24 protein-coding genes are annotated in these 26721 nt (G+C 35.1%); 1 reads left to right on the forward strand and 23 read right to left on the reverse strand.

Going from position 1 to position 26721, the window contains the following annotated elements; all coding sequences use genetic code 11:
- Nucleotides 1–2 precede the first annotated feature (2 nt).
- The 16 genes from flgL to J418_RS0106970 form a co-directional block, all read right to left on the reverse strand.
- Complete coding sequence (gene flgL, locus J418_RS0106895; RefSeq protein WP_017895213.1) at nt 3–1406, reverse strand: flagellar hook-associated protein FlgL; 1404 nt, start codon at nt 1404–1406, stop codon at nt 3–5.
- Between the two features lie 198 nt (nt 1407–1604).
- Nucleotides 1605–3476 carry a flagellar hook-associated protein FlgK gene (gene flgK / locus J418_RS0106900; RefSeq protein WP_017895214.1) on the reverse strand — a complete coding sequence of 624 codons (1872 nt, stop codon included), beginning with the start codon at nt 3474–3476 and terminating at the stop codon, nt 1605–1607.
- A 204-nt stretch (nt 3477–3680) separates the two neighbouring features.
- The gene (locus J418_RS0106905; RefSeq protein WP_017895215.1) at nt 3681–4082 is read right to left on the reverse strand and encodes a flagellar protein FlgN; all 402 of its coding nucleotides are present in this window, start codon (nt 4080–4082) and stop codon (nt 3681–3683) included.
- A gap of 6 nt (nt 4083–4088) precedes the next feature.
- Complete coding sequence (gene flgM, locus J418_RS0106910) at nt 4089–4361, reverse strand: flagellar biosynthesis anti-sigma factor FlgM (RefSeq protein WP_017895216.1); 273 nt, start codon at nt 4359–4361, stop codon at nt 4089–4091.
- Nucleotides 4362–4566: 205 nt separating this feature from the next.
- Entirely contained in the window at nt 4567–5736 is a 1170-nt protein-coding gene (gene fliY, locus J418_RS0106915) for a flagellar motor switch phosphatase FliY (protein WP_017895217.1), read from the reverse strand.
- Nucleotides 5729–6724 (reverse strand): flagellar motor switch protein FliM, encoded by a 996-nt coding sequence (gene fliM, locus J418_RS0106920; protein WP_017752650.1) that lies wholly within the window; start codon nt 6722–6724, stop codon nt 5729–5731. Before fliM ends, fliY begins: the two co-directional genes overlap by 8 nt.
- A 25-nt stretch (nt 6725–6749) precedes the next feature.
- Entirely contained in the window at nt 6750–7160 is a 411-nt protein-coding gene (locus J418_RS0106925; RefSeq protein WP_017895218.1) for a chemotaxis protein CheW, read from the reverse strand.
- Between the two features lie 25 nt (nt 7161–7185).
- Nucleotides 7186–7545 (reverse strand): response regulator, encoded by a 360-nt coding sequence (locus tag J418_RS0106930; RefSeq protein ID WP_017752648.1) that lies wholly within the window; start codon nt 7543–7545, stop codon nt 7186–7188.
- A 30-nt stretch (nt 7546–7575) separates the two neighbouring features.
- Nucleotides 7576–8175 carry a chemotaxis protein CheC gene (locus J418_RS0106935; protein WP_017752647.1) on the reverse strand — a complete coding sequence of 200 codons (600 nt, stop codon included), beginning with the start codon at nt 8173–8175 and terminating at the stop codon, nt 7576–7578.
- 10 nt (nt 8176–8185) lie between these two features.
- Nucleotides 8186–10255, reverse strand: a complete 2070-nt coding sequence (locus J418_RS0106940) for a chemotaxis protein CheA (RefSeq protein ID WP_017895219.1) — start codon at nt 10253–10255, stop codon at nt 8186–8188.
- Between the two features lie 12 nt (nt 10256–10267).
- Entirely contained in the window at nt 10268–11035 is a 768-nt protein-coding gene (locus J418_RS0106945; protein ID WP_026093954.1) for a CheR family methyltransferase, read from the reverse strand.
- An 11-nt stretch (nt 11036–11046) separates the two neighbouring features.
- Nucleotides 11047–12090 (reverse strand): protein-glutamate methylesterase/protein-glutamine glutaminase, encoded by a 1044-nt coding sequence (locus J418_RS0106950; protein WP_017895220.1) that lies wholly within the window; start codon nt 12088–12090, stop codon nt 11047–11049.
- A gap of 19 nt (nt 12091–12109) precedes the next feature.
- Nucleotides 12110–12598, reverse strand: coding sequence for a chemotaxis protein CheD (locus J418_RS0106955; RefSeq protein WP_017752643.1), 489 nt, complete (start codon nt 12596–12598; stop codon nt 12110–12112).
- 19 nt (nt 12599–12617) lie between these two features.
- The gene (locus J418_RS0106960; RefSeq protein WP_017752642.1) at nt 12618–13067 is read right to left on the reverse strand and encodes a chemotaxis protein CheW; all 450 of its coding nucleotides are present in this window, start codon (nt 13065–13067) and stop codon (nt 12618–12620) included.
- Between the two features lie 22 nt (nt 13068–13089).
- A complete protein-coding gene (locus tag J418_RS0106965; RefSeq protein WP_017895221.1) occupies nt 13090–15006 on the reverse strand; it encodes a DUF342 domain-containing protein in 1917 nt (638 codons plus the stop codon).
- Nucleotides 15007–15016: 10 nt separating this feature from the next.
- The gene (locus J418_RS0106970; RefSeq protein WP_017895222.1) at nt 15017–15835 is read right to left on the reverse strand and encodes an aminotransferase class IV; all 819 of its coding nucleotides are present in this window, start codon (nt 15833–15835) and stop codon (nt 15017–15019) included.
- Between the two features lie 129 nt (nt 15836–15964).
- Between J418_RS0106970 and J418_RS0106975 the strand changes: the two genes are divergently transcribed.
- On the forward strand, nt 15965–16609 hold the full coding sequence (locus J418_RS0106975) for an HAD-IB family hydrolase (protein WP_017895223.1): 645 nt from the start codon (nt 15965–15967) through the stop codon (nt 16607–16609).
- A gap of 43 nt (nt 16610–16652) precedes the next feature.
- Here the strand turns inward: J418_RS0106975 and J418_RS0106980 are convergent, their stop codons facing one another.
- The 7 genes from J418_RS0106980 to J418_RS0107010 form a co-directional block, all read right to left on the reverse strand.
- Entirely contained in the window at nt 16653–17003 is a 351-nt protein-coding gene (locus J418_RS0106980) for a DUF1292 domain-containing protein (RefSeq protein WP_017752638.1), read from the reverse strand.
- A gap of 133 nt (nt 17004–17136) precedes the next feature.
- The gene (gene nifJ / locus J418_RS0106985; RefSeq protein WP_017895224.1) at nt 17137–20682 is read right to left on the reverse strand and encodes a pyruvate:ferredoxin (flavodoxin) oxidoreductase; all 3546 of its coding nucleotides are present in this window, start codon (nt 20680–20682) and stop codon (nt 17137–17139) included.
- 365 nt (nt 20683–21047) lie between these two features.
- A complete protein-coding gene (locus J418_RS0106990; protein WP_017752636.1) occupies nt 21048–21473 on the reverse strand; it encodes a flavodoxin in 426 nt (141 codons plus the stop codon).
- A 252-nt stretch (nt 21474–21725) separates the two neighbouring features.
- Entirely contained in the window at nt 21726–22793 is a 1068-nt protein-coding gene (locus J418_RS0106995; RefSeq protein WP_017752635.1) for an undecaprenyldiphospho-muramoylpentapeptide beta-N-acetylglucosaminyltransferase, read from the reverse strand.
- Nucleotides 22794–22907: 114 nt separating this feature from the next.
- The gene (gene recJ / locus J418_RS0107000) at nt 22908–24635 is read right to left on the reverse strand and encodes a single-stranded-DNA-specific exonuclease RecJ (protein WP_017895225.1); all 1728 of its coding nucleotides are present in this window, start codon (nt 24633–24635) and stop codon (nt 22908–22910) included.
- A 15-nt stretch (nt 24636–24650) separates the two neighbouring features.
- Complete coding sequence (locus tag J418_RS0107005) at nt 24651–25871, reverse strand: M16 family metallopeptidase (RefSeq protein ID WP_017895226.1); 1221 nt, start codon at nt 25869–25871, stop codon at nt 24651–24653.
- Between the two features lie 175 nt (nt 25872–26046).
- Nucleotides 26047–26619 carry a DJ-1 family glyoxalase III gene (locus J418_RS0107010; RefSeq protein ID WP_017895227.1) on the reverse strand — a complete coding sequence of 191 codons (573 nt, stop codon included), beginning with the start codon at nt 26617–26619 and terminating at the stop codon, nt 26047–26049.
- Nucleotides 26620–26721 lie beyond the last annotated feature (102 nt).

Below are 26721 nucleotides of genomic sequence, written 5' to 3' on the forward strand. Positions count from 1 at the left end.
CTTTAACTCAGGTAATTCATAAGTGTAGGTTGCATTACTTTTGCTGCCGTTTGGAGACAGGCCTGATATACTGTAATCATTGTAGAATATTCTATAGTCTTTTGTGTCAAATCTATATCCTCGGTTTGTGAGAGAGTCTCTTGAATATTCAATTTTGATGATTGATTCTGATCCTGAAGTGCCTCCATTCTCTTTTCCTTTGCACCTATCTGGGAACGTACTTTAAGTAATCCTTTTGAGGCTGCATCAATGTCAGTAAGATCCTGATTTGTAAGTTCCTGTGTTGCAGCATCCTCATCGGTTTTCCATGCGTAATAATGCGCTGTTCCATCTGAATCAACTACCTTTTCAGCACCTTCTGTAGTAGCTGGAACTTCTGTGGTTGTATCAAGTACCTGTCCTGCAAGATGATGTTGAATTCTATTCATAAGTGCCTTTACAGTATCATCATTAATGGCATTGTTGTTGTTTTCTCCATACTGCATAACACTTGATGCAGTAGCATTGTAGTCAAGCACTACTCCCTGGGAAACTTCTATAGTCTTGTCTGCTCCTATGTTTGCCATGTCCACATTGGAAAGCTGATTTCCATTTACTTTTGCCATATCAGTTATACTTGTAGATACCTTTATATCATCACTGCTGTTTACTGCCAGGAATTTTATATTGCCATCATTGGTTTTAACTACACTTACACTGTCTTTAAGATCAGACTGCTGGATTTTATTATTTAAATCCTTCACTACGTCATCTACAGTTTCCTTCCCATCTGATGTGTCCAAAGTATTTACATTAACTTCTGTAGGATTAGATGGATCTTCTGGATTTTCCATAGTAAATTTTATAGTTTGGTTACTCCAATTGGATATATCAAATCCGCTTGAAACAACTTCAGGAATGGAGTCTACCACATTGCCCTTGGCATCTGCATATTCAATGGATACATTTCCGTCTTCATCAGTTGTAGTTGTAACTGGTTTTGAAAGTCCCTGCGTACCACCGAATATGTACTCTCCTCCCAAATTTGTATTTAAAATCTGTGCGAACTGTGCTACATACTGTTTTACTTCATCATTTACCTTGTCTCTTTCATCCTGGGTATATCCTGCATCTCCTGCCTTTACAAGATCACTTCTTACATTGGTAAGAACTGTTCCAAGCTGTCCCAGTGTAGTATCTGTAGTCTCCATCCAACTTAGTGAAGAAGTTATATTTGAATAATACTGGTTTGTCGCATTCAATGAAGTCTGCATCTGCATGGATCTTTCAACATTCAGCGGATCATCTGAAGGCTTCGAAAAGTTCTTCATGGAAGACACCTGCTGCTGAACTTTGCTTAGATTCTGTAAATTTCTCTGCATATCCACAAGAAAATTATTGGATATGGACTTGTTTGTTATTCTCACTATTTATCCCCCCACTTTTTCAAAGTTCAATTATCAAAGTTCAGAGTTCAATTACTAAAACTTCGTCAAAGTTCAAATATCAAATATCACATAACAAATTTGGTAGATTTTCGTCTATGACGAAAATCTTCATTTTTTGTTCTTTGTTCTCTGCACTTTGTTCTTTATCTCTGTTCTCTGTTCTTTGAACTTTGTTATTTATCTCTTAAGTCCGTTTATTACAACATCCAAAAGTTCATCTACCGTAGATATCATCTTGGCATTCGCCTGATAGCAGTGCTGGAACTGAATGAGGTTTGTCATCTCTTCATCCATTGATACACCTGAAACAGATTCTCTTGACTGACTGAAATTGGAAAGTTGTGTAGTTTCATAAGTTACCATGTTCTTTGATTCCTGCTCGTCACTTCCAATTTTATTTACCAGGTCATCATAGTAATTGTCAACTGTAGAACCACCTACAGCATTTCCAATGGAATATACATTGCCAAGATCACTGTTTGAAGTGAAAATACTTTTAACAAGGTCGCTTCTGTCATCTCTGGTAGAAGTACCATCATCACTAGTTATGTTTACTCCTGAAATATTCATAAGGCTGTTGGCAAGTTGTGCTACAGCAAGAGCCCTGTTTCCGTCTGTAGTAGAGCCTACTGCATCGCCATTTGAATCATATCTGCTGGCTACCTTTATTTTGGATGGATCATTTAGTATGGCTACATTCAAAGTTATATTAGCTGCTGTTATATTGTTTTCATCAGTTACAGAATACTTTGAAGAATCCTTCTGGTCTCCATTTACAAAGAAATTGTTTATGCCGCCTTCTCCTGAACCATCTGTAGGATTGTCCACTACAAAAGTACTGCTCTGACTTATTATTGCATTTACGGAAAGTGCAAGAGATTTTGCAAATTTATTGAAAGTATCCTGATATTCATCTACTTTACTTTGAACTGACATATACCCTTTGAGTTCCCCTGCAGGTGGTTTGAAAAGTGCCAGCTTATCAAAATCAACTGTTTTACCATTTTCAAGATTGCCATCTATAGTGTTTTTGCCATCTACACTATAGGCAGCTCCGTTACTATCCGACCACAACACCCTGCACTCGTCAAGTTCCTTTGCCTGATCCTCTGTCATATTTACAGTTAAAGTAACCTTATTGTCATCTGTAGTTGTATCTCCCTTTTTATAATAGGTAACACTATATTTCCCGTCACTTACTTTCTCTATACTGGATACATAAGAAAATGTGGATGCCTGGGTACCTGAAGAATTTACCGTCTGTACTATATTTACAGGATTTCCATCTAAACCTATAGGTGCCTTTCCATTGTCACCATCAACTTTACTTGTAGAACTATCTGCTGTAGTTACATTGATACCGTTATTGTCCGTCTCCGTAATGCTTATTCCAAATTCATTGCTCAATTTATCCAGTATCAAGTCCCTACTGTCCATAAGATCATTTGGATTCTGACCTGATATGGTTACACTCTGTATTTGCTGGTTCAGCTGATTAAGCTGCTTTATATATCCATTTACAGTACCTATGGTGCTTTTAAGTTCCGTATTGGTATCAGTTTTAATTTTTGTAAGCTGTGAGGACACATTGTTCAGGTCATTTGTAAGCTGGTATGCCTGCTGGGCTACTGTGCTTGCATTTTGAGAAGATGTGGATAAACTCTGCCATGATGTGAAGAATCCACTCATAAGGCTGGATATGCTTGTATCCGTTGGCTCGTTGAGTACATTTTCCACCTGGCTTAAGATTTTATCCTGCGCTGAATACTGACCGCTTATACTGTTTTGTGTCCTGAACTGATAGTCTAGAAAGCTGTCCCTTATCCTCTGTATGGATTCAACAGTTACTCCAGTACCAAGCTGTCCTGCACCTGCTGCCCCATTCATGCTTGGCATTGTATATGGAGTAGTAGTAACCATATTTGCCCTCTGCCTTGAATATCCATCTGTATTTGCATTTGCTATATTGTGAGATGTTACGTTTATTGCTGTCTGCTGTGAAAAAAGTCCGCTCTTTGCCGTATTGAATATGGAAAATAAACCGGGCATTTAATAACCCCTCCTTTTTTAAAGTTTAGAGTTCAAAGTTCAAATAACAATTAAGATTCAAAGTTCAATTATCAAAGCTTCATCAAAGTTAAAATTTCAAATTTGGTGGATTTTCGTCTGCGACGAAAATCTTCATTTTTTGTTCTTTGTTCTTTGCACTTTGAACTTTATTCCCTGTTATCTGTTCTTTGAACTTTGTTCTTTTTATTTGTTTCTTCCAAGTGCATTGTATGTTGCAGGCTGCCTTCCTGGATTAATTGCCCGCAGCATCTGTGTAGTAAATCCAAGCCATTGTTTTATAAGTGCCTCGTTTGTGTCCTTTTGAAACTGTATTTTTTCGAGAATATCCACTATTTCTTCATATAATTTTCCCAGATTTTCATCTTCTGACTCTCTGATTACTTCTCTCATGGATCTGTTTCCCGTAATCTTTCTTCTCTCGATTTCACACTTTGCAACACTCTTGCTGTTGCTCTCTATAACCTTTACTATTTTATCAAGAGAAAAGGCTTCCCTTTTTATAAGATATCTATTTTGATCAACTAAAGATGCATATAGTTTTTTGAGTACGTCATATTCATCAGACATAATTTCACTTAATTCCATACTTCTCTATACCTGACCTTTCATATTATCCAGTATTTTCTGTGCTACAAGTTTGGCATCTACCTTGTAAGTGCCGTTTGATATCGCCTTCTTTATACTTTCAACCTTGTCTTTAGAATCTATAATCCTGTCATCCGGCATATAAGAGCTTAAACTCTTTCCCATTGATGATATTTGAATGGAATCTCTATTTTCTGCTTTAGCTGTCAAATCGTTTCTTTTATTGACTTCTCTATAAAGATTTATTATATTGTTTGAGTTGATTCCATTAATCTTCATAAAATACACCCCTAACTTTTTATTTCAAAGTTTTATATATTGCTATTAGTATTATCGATTATAATCAATTAATATTTATAGTATTTTATTCAATTAATATTTATATTGTCAGTTAATCTTGTATGTTAATACAATAGTTAATCTAATTATAATTTCAATTAAAAAACAGTATATTTAGAAATTCCTTTCCAAATATACTGGTGAACTAAGAAGTATGAAGTGATTTTATCCTCTCTTCATTACTTACTATACCTGTTATTCTTACCCCAAAGTTTTCATCTATTACGACTACTTCCCCATAGGCAACCTTCTTCCCGTTTACAAGTATCTCCACAGGCTCTTCGGCCAGTTTGTCCAGTTCTATGAGAGAACCGGTACCCAGGTTCAATATGTCCTTTATCTTCTTCTTCGTTCTTCCAAGTACTACTGAAATCTGAAGTGGAACATCCATTATCAGATCTATATTTTTAGGTACGACTTCCGTATTACCTTGAGACTCAAGTGGTTGAAAGGCTGCCTGCTGAACTTCTATAGGTTTTTCTTTTATAGGAGGCTGCTGCTTTTGTTCCTGACTTGTTTCAGAACTTGCAGCTGTTTCAGATGCAGCTTTTTGTTTTGGAGTTTCCTGTTTTGGTGTCTCTTGTTTTTTAGCTTCCTTCTCTTTTTCAGAAGATTCGTCAGTTTTTTCCTGCCCCATCATTATGGAAACTATCTTCTTTGCTGTAGCTACCGGCAGTATCTGCATTATACTGCTGTCTACAAGATTTCCTATCTTAAGTGAAAAGGATACTCTTACAATGGGTTCATCTGGGGATATTGCCTCTGTAAGGGGTTCTGTTACGTCAGTCCATATCTGTGATTTTGGAGGTGATATATTTACCTCCCTCATAAACATGGTGGCCATTGATGTTGCAGCAGAGCCTATCATCTGGTTCATTGCTTCGGATACGGCACTTTCCTGGATTTCAGAAAGTTCTTTTGCCTCATCATCTTTCAGTGTTCCATCTCCGCCCATCATGAAATTCGCGATTACAGCTGCATCCTTTACTGCAATTACCAGTAGATTTTCTCCTACTATTCCACTTGTATATTTTACTTCCAGGGCAATATTTGGAACTTTAAAATCATTTTTCAATTCATTTAAAGTGGTTACTGTTACAACTGGAGTAGTTATATTTACGGGTTGGTTTATTATTGTTGAAAGTGCTGTGGATGCAGAACCCATGGATATATTTCCAACTTCCCCCAGGAGATCCTTTTCTACGTCTGATAGTTCCGTTGCTTCTTCTTTAGCTTCTCCCTTACTTTCTCCGCCGTTTAAAAGTGCATCTATTTCTTCCTGGGAAAGAAATCCCTTGTCATTATCGTTACTCATAATCTTCCACATCCTTATCTATTATATCTAGTATCTCAACACCCATATTTTTGCCAATGGTACCAGGCCTTCCATAATAGTATACGTGATCTTCCACCATCAGCTTGACCGGGTCGGTAGTTTTCTCATTTAAATTCAGTATGTCCCCTGCGTTTAAATTTAGAAACTGCTCTACAGTAACATCTACTGTGCCGAGAACACATGAAAGATTCATTTCAACTATATTCAACCTGTTCCTCAGCTTTTCACGTGACTCTCCAACTACTTTTTCATCGTTGTCCTGGAACCAGTACTGTACTACCAATCTGTCAAGTACCTTTTCTATGCTCAAATAAGGTATGCATATGTTAATAAAGGTAGTATTCTTGCCCATTTCCACAGAAAATGTTATAAGAGCTACCGGATCATTTGGTGCCAGAGTCTGATTTAATGCAGGGTTTGTTTCTATTCCTTCCACTTCTGTTTCTACTTCCATTACATCTTCCCAGGCAAGCTTCAAGTTTGATATAAGTCCTTCATTTACTACCTTTATTATGTTTTTGTCTATGTCCGTAAATTCCCTGGACTTGAATTTTCCCTGGCCGCTTCCTCCAAGAAGCAAATCTATTATTTCAAAAACAAATTGGGGATTTATCTCAAATAGCACCGAACCACTTAAAGGCGGCATTTTGAATATGGTCAAAATAGTAGGATTCGGCACAGAGTGGATAAATTCCTCATATGTAATCTGCTGTACGGATTCGACCTTTACTTTTACATTTGTTCTTACCTGAGCAGTTAGATAGTTGGAAATTATCCTGGCATAGTTGTCATGGATAAGTTCAAGAGTCCTTATATGCTCCTTGGAAAACTTCTGAGGACTTCTAAAGTCATAGGGCTTTACCTTTTGCTTTTCTTCTTCTTCAGGTACTTCATCTGGAGTAAGTTCCCCAGTAGACAAGGCAGCTAAAAGGGCATCTATCTCACTCTGTGATAATACGTCTGCCATTCTTTTCCCTCATTCCTTACAAATTCTAGTTTGAAAAAAGTTTGTCAATATCTATTAGTGTCACTACTTTGTCTTTAAAATTTATTATTCCCTGTACATATGCTTTTCTGTTATCATCACTTATCTTTTCAATAATGCTTTCATCTAGATCAAGAACTTCATCTACCTGGTCTACAACTATGCCTACCAGTTCATCTTCCATTTCAAGGATTATTATACTTTCTTCACTATTCTCATTGTTATCCTGCTTGGCAACATCCATAAGCAGATTTATATCCAATATGGATATAACATTTCCCCTTAAATTGATAATTCCCTTTATGTGAGCAGGAGCCTTTGGAACCCTTGTTATCTTCATAGCATCGTTTATACTCTGAACTTTTGAAGTTTCTACGGCAAACTGCTCTTTGTTCAATCTAAATATGACAACCTGCATAAAAGCAACACCTCCAAGTTTTATACTATCCCAATACTTTAGTTACGGCCTCAATTACTCTATCAGGCTGGAAAGGCTTTACTATAAAGTCCTTTGCTCCAGCTTTTATGGCATCCATAACCATAGTCTGCTGACCCATAGCCGAGCACATTATAATCTTTGCAGCAGGATCGAATTCTTTTATAGCCTTTACAGCTTCAATACCATCCATGTCAGGCATTGTTATATCCATGGTAACTACATCAGGCTTTTCTTTTTTGAAAAGTTCAACTGCCTTTATACCGTTGTTAGCCTCTCCTACAATTTCAAATCCACCCTTTTCCAATATATCCTTTATCATCATTCTCATAAAAGCAGCGTCATCTACAATTAATACTTTAGCCATTTTTTTCCCTCCATATTTTCATTACTGTTGTTATGCTACACCAAGACTACTTAATATCTTTTCAAGAGATCCAGGCATAGGAATATAATAAAAATGTCCATTTATTTCTGAATTATCTTCTACAAACAGAGTTTCTATATCTAGAACATTCTCATCAAATTGTCCTGATTCTATAAATGTAGTAGACAATATTGCCCCCAACATATCATAGGTAACTGCAGGAACTGATGGTGTTACAACAAGGCCTGTAAATCTAGCTATTGCATTCATATAGGAAGTACCTATTATATTCCCTATTTCACATATAGCTGAATTTCCCATTTCAGTCAGTTCATCTGATTTTTGCCCGATTAAGCTGGACACCATGTCCAGAGCTGTTTTTTTATCAAATACAAAGAGTATATTTCCCGGTATGTCACCAAGGATTCTCAAGATTACTCCAACTACTATCTGATCTTCACCAACACTTTCAAATACCTTGTTAAAAGGCAATATATTTATGGATGGTACCGTCATGTCCACTTTTTTGTTTAAAAGCTGTGATAATGCTGTTGCGGCATTTCCCGTACCTATATTTCCAACTTCCCTCAATGTATCAATCTGCATGGCACTAAGATTACTATAATCCATTTTATTCCTCCTAAACAAGTGCTGAGACGTCTAGTATAAGTGTTACAAGACCATCTCCAAGTATTGTGGCTCCTATGTACTCCTTCATAGAATTAAGAGTTTTCCCAAGGGGTTTTATAACGATCTCCTTCTGTCCAAGAAGTGAATCCACCATAAGTCCTACTGTCTTCTCTCCAACTTTTACTATGACTATATAGTTCTTCTTTTCATCTGACTTTTCAAGTCCCAGCCTGTCATAAACTCTTACAAAGGGTATTATATTTCCATTATATATTATAATCTCTTTGTTGTTTGACATTTTTACAATATCGTCACTGTAATTTATTACTCTGTCTATATAACCAAGAGATATGGCCATGGTTTCTTCTCCAACTTTTACAAGCAGGGCTTGAATTATCTGAAGTGTAAGTGGAAGCCTTATTATGAAAGAAGAACCTTTTCCCGCTTCACTTACAAGATCCACAGTACCGTTCAAGGCAGCTATCTTGTTCTTTACTACATCCATACCAACTCCTCTTCCTGATATGTCTGTTACTTCCTTGTTTGTACTGAATCCCTCCATGAATATGAGATTTTTAATGTCTTTTTCAGGCATTCCTGAAGTATCAATACCTATACTTTCAGCTTTTTCCCTGACTCTCTCTACATTTATACCTGCTCCATCGTCCTCTACTTTTATAACAGCCTGAGTTCCCTCCTGATAGGCAATCAACCTTACCTGGCCTACAGGATTCTTTCCAGCTTTAAGCCTTTCTTCTTTTGACTCAATACCGTGATCCGCTGAATTTCTTATAAGATGCAGGAGTGGATCTCCTATTTCATCTATTACTGTTCTGTCAAGTTCTGTATCTGCTCCCTGGATTACAAGTTCCATTTCCTTGTCAAGTTCAACTGAAAGGTCTCTTATAAGCCTTGGAAACCTGCTGAAAACTGTGTCAAGTGGAAGCATCCTTATCTTCATTACCAGATCCTGAAGGTCTGAAGTAGTCCTTGCTACCTGTTCCAGTGTTTCATTTAATTCAGTAGACTTGTAATTGCTGCTTATCTGCTCAAGCCTTGTCCTGTGTATTACAAGCTCAGACACCATGTTCATAAATTTGTCCAATCTTTCAAGATCAACCCTTACAGATTGATGAACTTTTTTATGCGGTTTCTGATTTTTCTTTGGTGCCGCTTTTACTTTTGGCTTTGGTTTTGCAGTAGTTTCAGCTTTTTTTTCTTCCACTTTTTTTGCTGTATCCTGTTTGGACATATCTGCAGGTTTTGGCTTTACTTCAACTTCCTGATTGATCTTCTTTTTCTTCTCTGCGTCTATATCAATGCCATTTACTGAAACACTGTCCACTTCAGATATATTCATCAATATGTCCTTAACTTCATCTGACTTTTTTGTAGACAATATTACTACCTGGACTTCAAAGTCAAAATTTTCATTTTCCAGATCTTCAGTTCCAGGAACAGACTTTATGATCTCTCCAATTTCTTCAAGGCTCTTGAATATAAGAAATACCCTGGCTGATTTTAAAAGAGTATTTTCACTTAATTCTATCACTATTTCATAAGCACTGTACCCCTTGTCATTAGCTTGTTTAATTACATTAATATCATATTCATTTAATTCTACTACAGATACAGAATTATTTCCATGGTCTTCTTCTTCAGTTTTTTCTTCTTCTTTTGGTTCGGATTGACCGCCTTTTGCATTGTCAGCTATTTTTTCAAGTTCTTCCATAATATCGTCTATAGAAGTATCATCATCAACTCCATCTTCTATATTTTTAAGCATTTGTTCCAGTGTGTCAAGGCATTTAAAAAGGACCGTAACTACATCTTTAGTTACTTTAAGTTCTCCATTTCTGAATTCAGACAGTACATCCTCCATTTTATGGGTCAATTCCGCCATTTTATTAAATCCCATGGTTGCAGACATTCCCTTTATGGTATGTGCTACCCTGAAAATTTCATTTACTTTATCTATATTATCAGGTTCCTTTTCAAGTTGAAGCAGTGAATCATTTAAAGTTTGCAGATTATCCATTCCTTCTTCCAGGAACATGGACATATACTGTGATGTATCCATTCTATTTCCCCCTTATAACTTCCTATACATAAATGTAGAAGCTTTTTCAAAGCCATAATTTTTATAATTATATATACTTTCAGTAGCTCCAACAAAAAGTAATCCTCCTCTTTTCAAGGATTTACTGAATTTTTCATATATTTTTTCCTTTATATCCTGATTAAAATATATAACTACATTTCTACATATTATAAGATCAAAGTTAGTATCATACCTGTCCAATATAAGATCGTGCTTTTTAAAAGTAACAAGCTCTTTTATTTTTGAGCTTATAATATATTTATCGTCTTTTTTTGTAAAATATTTATCTAAATATTGTCTTTTCACATTTTTTATTTCCTGCTCTGAGTATTCCCCCTGTTTGGCTCTTGCAATTATAGTATTATCCAGGTCAGTTGCAATTATAGTATGTCTTTTATAAGGCGTCAATTCCCTAAGATAAATGCCTACTGAATAGGGTTCCGCTCCAATAGAGCAGGCTGCACTCCAGATTTTGAGAGTGCCGTTGTTCTTTAAAAGTTCATGCTGCAATTTATTTTTGAGTTCTTCAAATATTTCAGGATTTCTAAAAAACTCGGAAACATTTATAGTTATAAAGTCCAAAAATCTCTGTCTCTGTCCCCTGTCTGCTTTTAAAAGTGATATGTACTCCTCTATACTTTCTACTCCAACTCTTGACATAAGACTGTTTATTCTCCTATGAAGCTGGTTTGGCTTATATGCAGACAGGTCAATATTGAATTCCTTAAGTACCCAATGTTTAAAATATTCCATATCCATCATCATAAAATCTACCTCCTACTGCCGTGCACTAGCTTCACCAGTTCATCTGTTATTTTATCCAGTTTCAAAACCATATCCACTTTTCCTGTTGAGTAAGCAGCTTTTGGCATACCGTATATGACACAGGTGGATTCATCCTGGGATATGGTAATTCCTCCTTTGTCCTTTATATGTGAAGTTCCATCCGCTCCATCCCTTCCCATACCTGTGAGAACCACGCTTATAAGATTTTTACCATATACTTCGGAAGCTGAAATAAATAATTTATCTACTGCGGGCCTGACGCCCCAAATGGCAGGTTCCTTATTTAAATGTATCCTTTTATCTTTGAAAACTTCCATGTGAAATCCTCCTGGGGCTATATATATAGTATTCGGTTCAACTTCCATGTTGTCTTCAGCTTCCACTACTTTCTGATTTGAGTTTGTATTTAATCTTTCTGCAAATGCCTTTGTAAATCCAGCTGGCATATGCTGCACTACCATAGTTGGGAGTCCCAAATTTTCAGGTAATTTAGTTATAACAGAATAAAGTGCTTTAGGACCGCCGGTAGATGCTCCTATGACTATTGCACCAATATTTCTGCTTTCTACTATTGTATGATTACTTTTGAATTCTGAAATTTTCATTGCATTTTTGCCTCTAGATGCCATTTTTATCCTTTTGACAAGTTCACTTTTTACGTCATTTATATTAGATATATTTCCAGAAGGCTTTGCTATAAAATCAAAGGCTCCCGCATGAAGACATTCCATGGTAAGTTTTACACCCTCCCTGGAAACACTGCTCAATACTATGGTAGGTATATTTATATTTTTATTTTTCATTTCTTCCAGTGCATGTATTCCATTCATCCTGGGCATCTCTACATCCAAGGTTATAACATCCGGTTTGTTCTCACCTGCGTATTGACTTGAAAGTTTATTCATCAGGTCCTGCCCATTTCGTGCTATTCCAACAACCTCCATATCATTTTCTTCGTTTATCATATCAGAAATTATCTTTCTCATCAAAGCTGAATCATCTACTACCAAAATTTTAATTTTTTTCACATTATTTCACTCCGATTATTTAAAGTTCTTTAATTCCAACTCCAACAGTTTTTATTTTTACGGAACCATCAGATGTATCAAATATCATTGTTCTTCCCTTATCCCCGCCTAAATCCTGAGATATTATGGGAATAGAGTATTTACTCAAATTTAATTTTACGGAATTTCCATTTCTATTTCCTATATCCATTATCATGCTTTTGTCCTTGAACTTGAACATTGATGCACCTCCAGCTATTTTTGCCTTTAAATTTCTCTTTCTGGCACCAAGTTTCTCCAATTTTTCTATGAGCATTGGAATAGCAAGATCTGCAAACTTCATAGCATTGTTTACACTGCTAAACTGAGTACTGTCGGGAAGCATTATATGCGACAGTCCTCCTATACGATTTACTCCATCATACAGGGTAATTCCTACACAAGAGCCCAGTCCTATTGTCATAATAATATCAGGAGATACGGCAGTATTCATATCTGCAATTCCTACTTTTATCTGCTTTATATCCATATATCGCACCTTCCGCTTATTATTGTATGAGCTGTTTTTCTTCCTCGGTCAATATCTTTGATATGTTCAAAAATATTATTATCTTGCCATCAATCTTTATAAGTCCATTTATATATCTCTTTGATATTCCTGATACAATATCTGGAGCCGGTTCTATAGTAGAAGAACTTATATCTTTTACCTCAGATACTATATCCACTATGATCCCTATTTTATTTTGATCTTGTTTTGTTACAATAATTTTTGCCTGGCTTCTATTTTCACTATCACCTAAATTGAATCTTTTACTTAAAGATATTACAGGAAGTATGTTGCCGGAATAATTGATAACACCTTCTACAAAATCCGGAGAATCCGGAATTTTAGTAGGGTCTTCATAACCTATTATTCTCTCTATTTCCATAATATCTGCTGCAAAATATTCTCCATTTATATTGAATATGAGTACTTTTATCTCCTTGTCTTCCATTTATATCCTCCTCAACATATATTTATAGTACAAATTTGTCTAATTCTATATTACCATTTTTTAAATAGGCATGTACATTTTTGCTGGAAGATTCCAATAATATTTCCTTTCTGCCTATTTTGAATATTGTGTTGTGATAGGCTATATCTGCCCATATATCTCCGCTATCCTCCACTTCAAGTCTTGTAGTAACCCCTGCTTCACTTCCTACAGTTCTACATTTTATTTCATTTTTTGCTTTAAGAGTACCTCCTCTTGCAACAGATCCCTGCTGGGTAAATTCAATGGACCTGTTTGCTATAATATTTGAAATATACTCTCCCTTGCTTGATACAATTACATCTCCCGAACTCTCTATATATGAATCCTGACAATAGGATAATATCAATCTAACAGGCAGTCTGAGTTCATTTTTAAGTTCCTCTATTTTTGAATTGGAACATTGTACTATTTCCTCCAATTCGGAATACTTCTCTATACTTATAGGTGCTATTCCCATAAGTTTTGATTTTATAAGTTTTATCAATATATCTTCTTTATTTTCACCTGAACTACTATTTATTTCTGAAATTATATTTATACAGAGCATTATTATATTTTTGAATTTGTTCTCCAAAAGTATTTTTATAATTTCTCCATCAGTCTTTTTCTGGCCAAGTAAATTGTACATTTTTATTTCATTTACGGAATTCATGAGATTTGTAAGTTCTTCGCTGAATTTTACAAGATGTTTCTGATATTTTAAATTTTTTACATCTTCACCTCCAGCACATATTTTAGATCCCACTATACTTCCCCTTACAAGAATATTTCCTCTTGCACTTATTTTTGCCCTCTCCACATCCCTGTCAATTGTAAGATTGCTGCCGCATTCTATGGACATTCCTTCTTTTATACTTCCATGCACTTCTACATCGCCTAGAAAGCATACATTTCCAGTACTTAAGTCCACATCACTATTTATTTCATGCACTCGTTTAACATAGAATGTATTCCCCTTGACATGGGGTTTTCCACTCATAGCTGCAATAATAGTGTTTTCATCTTTTAGCAGGCACCCCGGTCCTGCTTTTATTTTTAATTTTTTCCCGTCTTTAGGTTTAAGCTCTTTTCCATTGACATCACTTCCAAATATACCTCTAGTTCCTATATGTTTTATGGCAAGTATGTCGCCTTTATTCACAGAATCCACTTTTCCTATACTTTTAAAGTCCACATTTCCCAGTTTATCTTCTTCAAGATTAGAAGATGTTTGAAATTTTATCTCAACAAAATCACTTCTGCAGTCTTCAGCAGCTTTCCCCTGTGCTACTATGATCTTCTCCCTGCCTTCTGCCAGTTTTTTTAAATTTTCATCTATTATTCCGTATACAACTTTATTTTTTGAAAGCTGTTCCATAATCTCAGCTTCAGTATATTTTGGTGGATAGATTTTTTCCGTGATTTCCGATTCAAGCTCAATTATTCCACTCTCTTCACTGTCCTTTAATTTGTACACAATTTTAGGGATGTATTCAATCCGGGCACTGGCCTGCATTTTATCATCGGACAGATATATATTAAACTGCCTTGCAGCTTCTTCTTCTTGAAAAGTCACTTCTATACTGCTGCTTTCAAATACCTCCGACTCTGATTCTATTTCTCTGCCGTCAACTGAAAGGTTCATGTTCTTTCCCTTTCGTATAACTGCAGGAGTACCACCTTCTTCAGGATTATGAACTATTATTTTGCCTTCCATTATTTTCGAGCTTCCATTGTTTTCACCTGACACCCTCTCATTGTCTTCAGGAACTTCAACTTCTATAATTATTTTTTTCATGAATAGAAATGATTCATTCTTGAGGACCTTATAGTTCAACTTGTCTTCTTCAATATTAAGTTTTTTACAGGCAAATTTAATACATGTATTTAGTGAATTCCCCTGAAATAATCTTTTCATATTTTTCTCCTTATAGATTGCTTAAATCCATCTTGATTTCTTCATCATATGCTTTCATCACATCCATTACAATTTTGTTTTTGGATGAATTGAATTTTATATTGTCTACTGACTTTACAGGCAATACCTTTGGAGACGTTCCAGATATAAATAGTGCGTCATATCTATCTATATCCCTGTAATTAATTTTACATTCTTTTACACCAATTCCCATTTTGGAGCAAGCTTCCATTATAACCTGTCTTGTGGTACCAGGTAATACCTGTTTAAGTGGTGCTGTAATTAAATTTTCTCCTTTTACGAAGAAAATATTTGATCTGCTTCCTTCAGTTATATTGCCATTTCGATCTGCCAATATAGCTTCAAACACATTTTTCTTCTTTATTAAAATATCCGTCTGCCTTCTAAAGTCGGCATTTATAATCTTTGCATTCGGATTTTGCCTTTCTCCAAAATAAAGTATGGTATCGACTCCATTTTCATAATCGGAAAGTTCAGGATAATGATGATCTATGAAATATGCAAAAAAATTATTTTTCACACTGAAGTTAAATACGAGTTTTATATTTCCAATGCATACATTGTTTTTTTCTATAAGTTTCAGTATACTCTGTTTTATTTCTTCTCTTCCAAGCCACAATTCAAGTCCGATTACCCTGGCTGAATTTTCCAGACGATCCAAGTGTCTTTTTAGGAACAGGGGCTTTCCATCTATTATTCTTATTACTTCATATAAAGATTTTCCCGCCTCTATTTTATTATCTTCAAATTCTTTCAAAACTTTAACATTATTATTTAATATAAAAAATTTATCAAGGCATTTATTCAATGCAATCACCTCTGTATTATTTTATCATTATCCATATTAGAATTCTATTTAGTTTTAAATAGTGGATTATGTTATTATATAATAGGTATATTAATGATAAAAAATACTCTGCAAAGAAAGGTGATCTATTTGGAAAAGCTTGCAATATTTGATGTGGATTTTACCATAACCAAAAGGGAGACTCTATTAGAATTCTACCTATTCATGATAAAAAAGCGTCCATGGATAATTTTATATTTCCCAATATGTATTTTATCTGCACTATTATTTGTAATTAAAATTATACCTGCTAAAAGGACCAAGGAATTGTTCATAAAATTTATTGATGGAATTGATGAAAAAAGCATGAAATCCTTTGTAGATGAATTTTATGAAAAAAGACTGAGTAGGATATTCTACATAGATGCAATTGAAGAGATAAAAAAATTAAAGGAAGAAAACTTCAAGGTATATTTGATATCCGCATCTGGAGAATTTTATTTAAATACCCTGTACAATTTACCTGAGGTAGATAAGATAATAGGCACTGTTTTCTTGAAATCCAATGGTGTTTATCGCAGCAAAATAGTAGGCAGGAACTGCAAGGGTGAGGAAAAAGTACGACGTCTCAAGGAATATTTGAAGGACAAAAACATTGAAGTGGATTTTGAAAATTCATATATGTTTTCTGATTCACTGTCAGATTCACCTCTTTTAAAACTTGTAGGCAATCCCTATCTCATAAATTTCAAAGGCAATGATACAAAAGGTATAAAAGTTCTTCACTGGAAATAATAAATAAAAAAATGAGTACAGCATATCTGCACTCATTTTTTTATTAGTCTTCCAGTGATGAATAGTATTTTGATGCTTCTTCAAATTCTTCATCATTAGGAAGGACAAGTTCTGCTGTTTCATCGTCTCCAACTACTTTAAACAAATACACACTTTCACTTTCAGGATGATCTACTACTGCGTATTCATCTTCCTTAAATTTAAATCCGTCTACTATATGGCATGTAACTGTTTTTCCGTTTTCATCTTCCATTTCTACAGCCAGGCCTTCATGTTCATGTTCTCCACAGCCGCAGCCGCATGAGTCTTCATGGTTATGTTCATGTTCATTATTACAGCCGCAGCCGCATTCTGATCTATCTTCATCATATTCTTTTAATTTTTCATTACTCATAAGTCTCTTTGGACCTCCTTTTTTGTGTTATGTTTTAATTTTACCCTTAATACACGGATAATAAAAGCTTTTTTTGTTTTTAATTAATTTTTATAAAAAAAAGAGGAGTCTAAATCTAGACTCCTCCTTACTATTATTTATAAAGTTCTACTAATCTTAACAAATGGTCATAACGATCTTTTGCAGATTCCTCAGATTTATCGAACAACTTCTCTGCACGATCAGGGAATGCACGTTTCAAACGAGTATAACGTGTTTCATTGTTCAAGAAGTCCTGATAAGTTCCATCACCTGGTTTAGATGTAAGAGTGAATGGATTCTTTCCTTCAGCCTTAAGAAGAGGATTAAAGGAGAACAGATTCCAGTATCCAGCCTTTACAGCTTTCTTCATCTCATCCTGACAATGATTCATGCCGCCCTTAACTCCGTGAAGTTCACAAGGTGCATATCCGATTATAAGTGATGGTCCATTGTAAGCTTCTGCTTCTGAAATAGTCTTAACAGTCTGAGCTGGGTTTGCACCAAGAGCAATCTGTGCTACATATACATATCCGTAGCTCATAGCTATTTCAGCAAGGCTCTTCTTTCCAACTTCTTTACCAGCAGCAGCGAACTGACAAACTTCACCGATGTTGGAAGCCTTCGAAGCCTGTCCACCTGTATTTGAGTACATTTCTGTATCGAATACCATGACATTTACATTTTCTCCTGAAGCAAGTACATGGTCAAGTCCACCGAATCCGATATCATATGCCCATCCATCTCCACCAAGAATCCATACTGACTTCTTAGCAAGGTACTGTTTACTTGCAAGTAATTCTTTAGAAGTATCACAGCCTGCAGCAGCAGCTTTTTCAAGTTCAGCTACTAATGCATTAGCAGCAGCTGTGTTTTCTTTTGTACTATCTTTTGTTTCTATAAACTTCTTAGCAGCAGCTTTTAATTCATCAGATGCTTTGTCAGAAGCAGCCATCTTCTCGATTTTAGCTATAGCTTGGTCACGAAGTGTCTTCTGTCCAAGATACATACCAAATCCATGTTCTGCATTATCTTCAAATAATGAGTTAGCCCAAGCTGGACCCATATTTGAATCTTTATTAACTGTAAATGGACTTGTTGCAGCAGGACCACCCCAGATAGAAGAACATCCTGTAGCATTTGAGATGTACATATGTTCACCAAACAATTGTGTAAGCAAACGAGCATAAGATGTTTCAGCACATCCTGCACAGCTTCCTGAGAACTCAAGAAGTGGCTGATTGAACTGTGAACCCTTAACTGTAGTATCAGCTGGTACTCCTGGCTTCTTGCCTACGTTAGCAACTAAGTAGTCAAATACTGGCTGCTGGTCTAGTTGTGATTCCTGAGGTACCATCTTGATAGCCTTTGTAGGACAAACGGTAATACATTCTCCGCATCCCATACAATCAAGAGGAGTTACGCTCATTGTAAACTTGAATTTTCCAGCCTTTGGCTTAGTATCAGCAACTTTTATGTTTGAAGGAGCTGCTTCTACTTCAGCTTCACTTAACATAAATGGACGAATTGTTGCATGAGAACATACAAATGAACAACTGTTACACTGAATACATTTATCTGGATCCCATTCTGGAACATTTACAGCAGTACCACGTTTTTCATATGCAGCAGCACCAATTTCAAACTGTCCATCTGGATTTTCTTCAAATGCAGATACAGGAAGACTGTCTCCATCCATAAGTGTAATAGGATTCATAAGATTTTTAACCATCTTAACTGTTTCTGGACGTCCCTCAAGTTTTGGAGCTGGAGCGTCTGGTGCTGGATTCTTCCAAGAAGCTGGAACATCTATTTTATGAACAGCATCTACACCGGCATCAATTGCTTTGTAGTTCATTTCTACAATTGCATCGCCTTTTTTACCATAGGATTTTTTAGCAGCAGCTTTCATAAACTTAACAGCATCATCAATTGGCATAACATTTGCCAATTTAAAGAATGCAGATTGAAGAATTGTATTAGTACGTTTACCCATACCAATTTCAATTGCTTTGTCAATAGCATTGATTGTATACAACTGGATGTTGTTATCTGCTATGTATTTCTTAGAATCAGCAGTTATCTTAGAATCCAGTTCGTCGTCTGACCACTGACAGTTGATCATGAATGTTCCACCTGGTTTAACGTCCTGAACCATCTTATATCCTTTAACAACATATGATGGATTATGACATGCAACAAAATCGGCCTGATTTATATAATATGGGCTTCTGATTGGCTTGTCACCAAATCTAAGATGTGATATTGTTACACCACCAGTTTTCTTGGAGTCATACTGGAAATATGCTTGAATATATTTGTCTGTATGGTCTCCTAGGATCTTTGTTGAGTTCTTGTTGGCACCTACTGTACCATCACCGCCAAGGCCCCAGAATTTACATTCTACAGTTCCAGGTGCAGATGTAATAGGAGCTGGTTTAACTTCTGGCAAACTCAAGTTTGTAACATCATCAACTATACCGATTGTGAAACGAGCTTTAGGAGCATCTTTCTTCAATTCAGTATATACAGCAAATACACTTGAAGGTGGAGTATCTTTAGAACCAAGTCCATAACGTCCAGCTGTTAATACTACGTCATTAAGTCCTGCTTCACGAAGAGTTGTAGCTACATCAAGATATAGTGGATCTCCAAGTGCTCCTGGCTCTTTTGTACGGTCAAGAACTGCAACCTTTTTAGCTGTTTTAGGTAAAACTTTAAGAAGTGAATTGGATACCCATGGACGATATAAACGAACTTTAACTATTCCAATTTTTTCTCCCCTAGCTGTTAAGTAATCAATAACTTCTTCAGCTACATCACATATAGATCCCATAGCGATGATGACACGGTCAGCATCAGGAGCTCCATAGTAATTGAACAGGTCATAGTTTGTACCAAGTTTTTCATTTACCTTAGCCATGTATTTTTCAACAACAGCTGGTAATTTATCGTAAGTTGTGTTGCTTGCTTCACGATGCTGGAAGAATACATCTCCATTTTCGTGGGAACCACGCATAGCTGGGTGTTCTGGGTTTAATGCATGTTCACGGAAAGCTTTAACCGCATCCATGTTGCACATTTCTTTAAGATCTTCATAATCCCATTTTTCTATTTTCTGAATTTCATGAGATGTACGGAATCCATCAAAGAAGTTTATAAATGGAACTTTACCTTCAATTGCAGAAAGATGTGCAACTGGGCTTAAATCCATTACTTCCTGTGGATTTGTTTCAGCAAGCATTGCGAAACCTGTCTGACGACAAGCATATACATCACTGTGGTCACCGAATATATTAAGTGACTGAGTAGCAACGGTACGTGCTGATACATCAAATACGCAAGGAAGCTGTTCAGCAGCAATTTTATACATATTAGGAATCATCAAAAGAAGACCCTGTGATGCTGTAAATGTTGTTGTGATAGCTCCAGCAGCAAGAGAACCATGAACAGTTCCTGCAGCACCTGCTTCAGACTCCATTTCTACAACATTAACTTGATTACCAAAAATATTTTCACGTCCTGCAGCAGACCATTGGTCAATAACATCAGCCATTGGACTTGATGGTGTGATAGGATAGATACCTGCTACTTCAGTAAATGCATAAGCCACATGTGCAGCGGCTGTATTACCATCCATTGATTGTTTAGATCTTGACATATAAATTTCCTCCTCTATTTTTTAAGGTTATATAAGGTCATATATTGTTATTAAACAACCTAATTTATAATAAAAGCGTATAAAGCCTATTAATCAAAATTTCAATTAATATCACACTTTTATATTACAACTTTATATTACAACAAAAATAAGAATATGTAAATTATAAATTTACCTGTATTAATAAAAATTTTTGTTTGTAGACAATGTTATTATAAGCAGTAATAGGGATACTAGGCATCTGTATTAGTCTAACACACAACCTATTTCAAAAAATCCCTTAAAATAGTGAACTGGTTCAACATTTTTTCGACTGAAATGCAATCGTTCACTATTTTTAGAATTTATTTTAACACTTTGCAATCTTATTTTACAAGTAATTTTCCCAATTCTTCTGCTCTTTTTAATTCTTCATCACCAGGGGACTCGTTAACAGCCAATTCTCCTATTACGTTAAATCCATAGTCAGTTACAAGTTTTTTGAAATCTTTTAAGAAAGCACCCTTGTCCCAACCATAGGATCCAAATAATACTGTCTTTTTATTATTTGGTGGAAGCAATTTGAATTCATTAATAAATGGAGCCATTTCCTGCTGCTCAATTCTGTTGTTGTCCATTGACGGGCTTCCAAAAGCTACTGCATCAGCATCCTGTACATCTTTTACTGCTGCATCCTGCACTTGTTTTATAACTACATCAGCTCCTGCACTTTTTGCTCCTTTTGAGATTGAATCAGCCAAAACTTCTACATTTCCGCCATTGCTCCAGTATATTACTGCAACTTTTGACATATTAACATCTCCACCTTCCAAACATATTTCATTTTATGTTCTGCAATTATGCATTCTCCGAATATGGAATAATTATTTTTTTCACAAAATGTTTTATCCATTTAAAGCGAATCCCAATAAAATACATAAAAGAACATATTGACCATATAAATACAAACTCAATCAAATACCTTAATGATTGTGGATTTATTTGAGATGTAATGGACTACAATATCTATTATAACATAAAATATTATTTAACAAAATAATATTTTATTGAATACTATATTTTTTTATAATATCCACTATTCTGTCCACGCCATTTCCAATATTACTAACTTTCATATTATTTATATAATTATTCCTGTTTTTGTATAATTCATCTACTTTTTCTACAAGTAATTTGGAATTTAAACTTTCTTCTCCCAAAACCATACTGTATCCACTCTTTTCAAAAGATGCAGCATTTAGAATCTGATCTCCCCTGCTTGATTTTCTCGAAAGTGGAATGAGCAGATTAGGCTTTTTTAGAGCCAATAGTTCGAATATGGCATTAGCTCCTGCTCTCGATATTACAATATCAGCTGCATTCATCAAATGCGGCATTTCTTCATTTACATATTCAAATTGTATGTACCCTTTCCTGTTTTCCAAAGTTTTATCTAAATTTCCCTTTCCACATATATGGACTATATTGTATGCTTTCAAAAGTACATTTAAAGATTCTCTCACTATATCGTTTATAAATTTTGAGCCAAGACTTCCACCTACTATTAGAAGAATTGGTTTATCCTCTTTAAAATTGCATATTCTTCTTCCTATTATTTTACTGCCATCCAGAATTTCCTTTCGTATAGGGGTACCTGTTAGAATCCCCTTTTTATCTTTTATCTTATTTAATGATTCTGGAAAAGTAACACATATTTTAGTACAATAAGGTGCAGAAAGCCTGTTTGCAAGCCCTGGAGTAATGTCTGATTCATGTGCTACTACAGGTATTTTACTTAAATGGGCCGCAATTACCACTGGAACAGACACAAATCCTCCTTTTGAAAATACAATATTGGGTTTTTCCTTCTTCATTATAAAAAAAGCCTGAAATACGCCTTTCAAAACTTTAAGAGGATCAGTAAAATTTTTTATATCAAAATACCTTCGCAGTTTTCCGCTGGATATGGAAAAGTATTTAATATTTGCAGATTTTATTATCTTTTTCTCTATTCCATTTCTGGTACCTATATATTCTATGTCATAACCCAATTGTTTAAGCTTAGGAACAAGTGCAAGATTTGGAGTCACATGTCCTGCAGAACCACCGCCAGTTAATATTATCTTCTTCAAAATTATTTCCCTCCACATATCAATTCACAATTCACAATTCACAGTTCACAGTTCACAATTTTCAATTTTCAATTTACAGTTTAATTTTACATCCAGCTGTATACATAGTCCACACTAAATTTTTGACATTCTAAAATCCCTGACAATAAGTTGAATACTTGTATTTCCGTTGAATTCATTAATAGATGGGGAAAATACAAAGTCCATAAAAATAGTTTTGAAATTCAAATCTAATACAAGTTCTCTAAATTTCTCACCTCCATTGAAAATAATTGCATCCATTTTTTCCATACTATTTTTCAATCTGCAGAAAAGTTTTACGGTGTTCTTGTCTTTTCCCATAAAATATACCTTGAATACAGCTATATTTCTTTCTGCAAAGAGAGGAGATGAATTTCCCTTTCCAAAAGGTTCAAGAGATTTCAAATCCTTTATTATCTTAAAATTTATGTTTTCAAGTGGTAGTGCCTTATCTATTCTGACCTTTGGTATAATATCTTTTTCTGTAAGTGTGCAATTTTGATTCAATCTTCTTCTTAGTTCATCTATATTTTCATGTTTAATGGACATTCCTGCGGCCATCTGATGGCCTCCAAAATTTTCAAACAGGTCACGGCACTTTGATAGTTCTTCGAACATATTGTATTCATCTATGGACCTTCCAGACCCTTTTGCCATAAATTCACCATTTGTGAGTACTATAGATGGTAGATTGTATTTTTCCTTCAGCCTTCCTGCTATAATTCCTGCAACACTCTCATGAATACCTTCTCTATACACTACAAGCACCCTGTCTTTTTTCAAATCAGAATTTTCAACTACGTCTACTATTTCCTCAAGTCCTTTCATAGTTATATTCTGACGTTCCATATTCAATTCTCTGAGTTTTTTTGCAAGTTTTGTGGCAGTTTTCTTATCCTGTGAAAGAAAAAGCTTCAATGCAAGTACTGCATTGTCCAATCTTCCGGTAGCATTTATACAAGGTCCCAGAACAAATCCTACATGATATGAAGTGATACTCCCAATATTTAAAGAATTTTCATCTACAAGTGCCTGTATGCCCAAATTTTGCGTTCTGTTCAGCATTTCAAGCCCACATTTTGCTATTATTCTGTTTTCTCCCAAAAGATCAACTACATCACATATAGTTCCAATAGCTGCATATTCAATAAATTCAAATGACTTGTTTTTGTCAATTCCCAGTTTATCATAGACTACCTGCACAAATTTAAATGCTATACCTGCTCCACACAGCATTTTAAACGGATATTTGCACTCTTTTTGTTTAGGGTCTATTACTGCATCTGCATCCGGGATTATTTCATCAGTACCCTCAAATGGTACATCATGGTGATCCGTTACAACTACGGTCATGCCAAGTTCCTTTGCCCTTTTAATCTGAGATATGGCTGATATGCCGTTGTCACAAGTTATAATGGTATTAAATCCTTCCTTGTGAAGGCACTCTATACTTGCCTCATTTATACCATAGCCTTCCTTTACCCTGTCAGGTATATGATATTTTACATCTGCACCACAGCTTGAAAATGCACTGTACAGTATAAATGTACTGGTTATTCCGTCTGCATCATAGTCGCCGTATATTGCTATCTTCTTCTTTTTATGTATTGCATCAATTATTATGTCAGTTCCCTTATCCATATCTTTCATTAAAATAGGGTCATGTAATTTGTCTATTGAAGGATTCATAAAATCCACCACATCTGTTTCACTTGTTATACCCCTATTTGCAAGTACGGAAAGTAGAATTGGGTTTATATTGATTTTTTTTAAAATATTCCTGTCTATTTTTCGTCTTCTAAGCATCCACTGCTTCTGCAAAAAAACACTTCCTTTTCAATTTAGAATTTGTATGGATGGTTCTTTTATTACCTTCTTTATTACATCGTATATATCTTGCTGGGAAATACCCTGTAGATTTTCCGTTTCTTCATAGAGTTTTCTATAATCTCCATACATCAATTCATATGTAGTAAGTTCTTTACAGAGCTGTATGGATCTTTCAAGCTTGAGTTCTCTTTTGAGCCTCACCCTTCTTGCCAGTTTTTCTATATCTTTCTCCTTGAAATAGTCCATTTTACTTGTAATGTTATCTATAATCGTATTTATTATGCAAATGGATTTATCCACTTTTCCCGCCGAGGTTCCCATGTTTATAGACAAAAGTTTTATGCCTCTCTCATTTTTTATATAACTTCCTATCTCATATGCTGCAGCATTTTTTGTCCTTATTTCCTGAAAAAGTAAACTGCTTGTTCCCTGTCCAAATGCATCATTGAACAATAGGAGAGCTTTGAATTCTTCATTACTCAAGCCGCCAATGTCAAACACATACTGAATTTTAGCTCCTTCAAAAGATTCTAAATTGCCTTTATATATTCCAGATATATTTTTTTCATATGTTTCATATGATATTGAACAGTTGGATTCAGTATTCCATGACCCGAAATATTGTTCAACCAGCTTGCAAACAAGTTCAAAATCCAACGAAGATGAGAAACTTATTACGCAATTGTCCGGTGTATAAAAACATTTATAAAAATTTTTTATGTCCTCCAGGGTTACAAGCTTTATATCCTTTTCCGAACCTATTATGATTTCCTTTATTCTTCTATTTCTAAAACAGTTTTTAAAAAGCATATCTTCACAATACTGATACATGTCTCCATGCCATTCTTTAAGTTCTTCCATGATTATATCCATTTCTTCTTTGAATCCACATTGAGGGAAAGATGGATTCATTAGTATGTCGGAATATAGTTCCAGTGCTCTTTGCATATCCCTGCTTAAACAAGTGCCGTAGTATATCGTATATGGATAATTGGTCATGGCATTTTCAAAACCGAATATGTCATCAAATTCCGCATTTATCTCATTTTCCGTTCTGCAGCATGTTCCCTTTGATACAAGATGTTCCAGTGCATGAGCTGTTCCAAAATTAAATCTATTCTGTTCTTCCAGAGCCCCTGCATTGAATCCTATGCACAGTGATGTTATTTCACCCTGCCTGTGTTCATATATAAGTTTTATTCCATTTTTTAAAGTATGATATTCCATATTATCACCAACTTTTTAAATTAATAATTATGGTGTACAAGTGGGTTTGGGGTATGTAGTATGTATGTGTCCGTCTATTGAATGAACACTGCATATGATTTGTACGTATAATAAACGGACACTATTGCAATGTCTATTTTATCGAGTTCACAGTTTGTTAATAATATTAAACTTACTACTTTTCGTGATACTGGTCTACCAGATTCATCAGTGTAGATCTTTTTACTCTTTCTACAGTTTCCTCATCAGAAAGATTTTCAAGTATTTTAAAAGCAAAATAAATTGATGTAGCTGCCCCCCTGCTTGTTATAATATTGCCGTCTTGGACTACAAAATCTTCCTTATAATTGACTTCTTTAAGTTCGTCCTTGAAATTTGGGTTTGAAGTTACATTTTTATTCTTTATAATTCCCGCCTTATCTAAAACTATAGGTGCTGCACATATGGCTGCCACTAATTTTCCATTTTTATTAAATGCTGAAACCAACTTTATTACATTGTCATTATCCCTCAAATTGGTTGCTCCAGGAAGACCGCCTGGAAGTATAACAGCATCATATTCATCTATGTTTATATTTTTCAATATTTCATCTGTTTTTACAGTAGTACCTCTTGAGCTTGTTTTTTCATTTTTATCATCTACAGAACATATGGTGCAGCTGAGCTTTCCCCTTCTTAGTATATCAACGGGTGTCAGAGCTTCAATATCTTCAAATCCTTCTGCAAGTAATACTATGGCTTTTTTCAAAATAAAACCCCCCATTTTTTAGAATTCAGAGTTCAGAGTTCAAAGTTCAGAGTTCAGTTATCAGAGCTCAAAGAACAAATTTGGTTGATTTTCGTCTCTGAC

It is taken from the genome of Clostridium tyrobutyricum DSM 2637 = ATCC 25755 = JCM 11008, assembly GCF_000359585.1.
Taxonomy (GTDB): domain Bacteria; phylum Bacillota; class Clostridia; order Clostridiales; family Clostridiaceae; genus Clostridium_B; species Clostridium_B tyrobutyricum.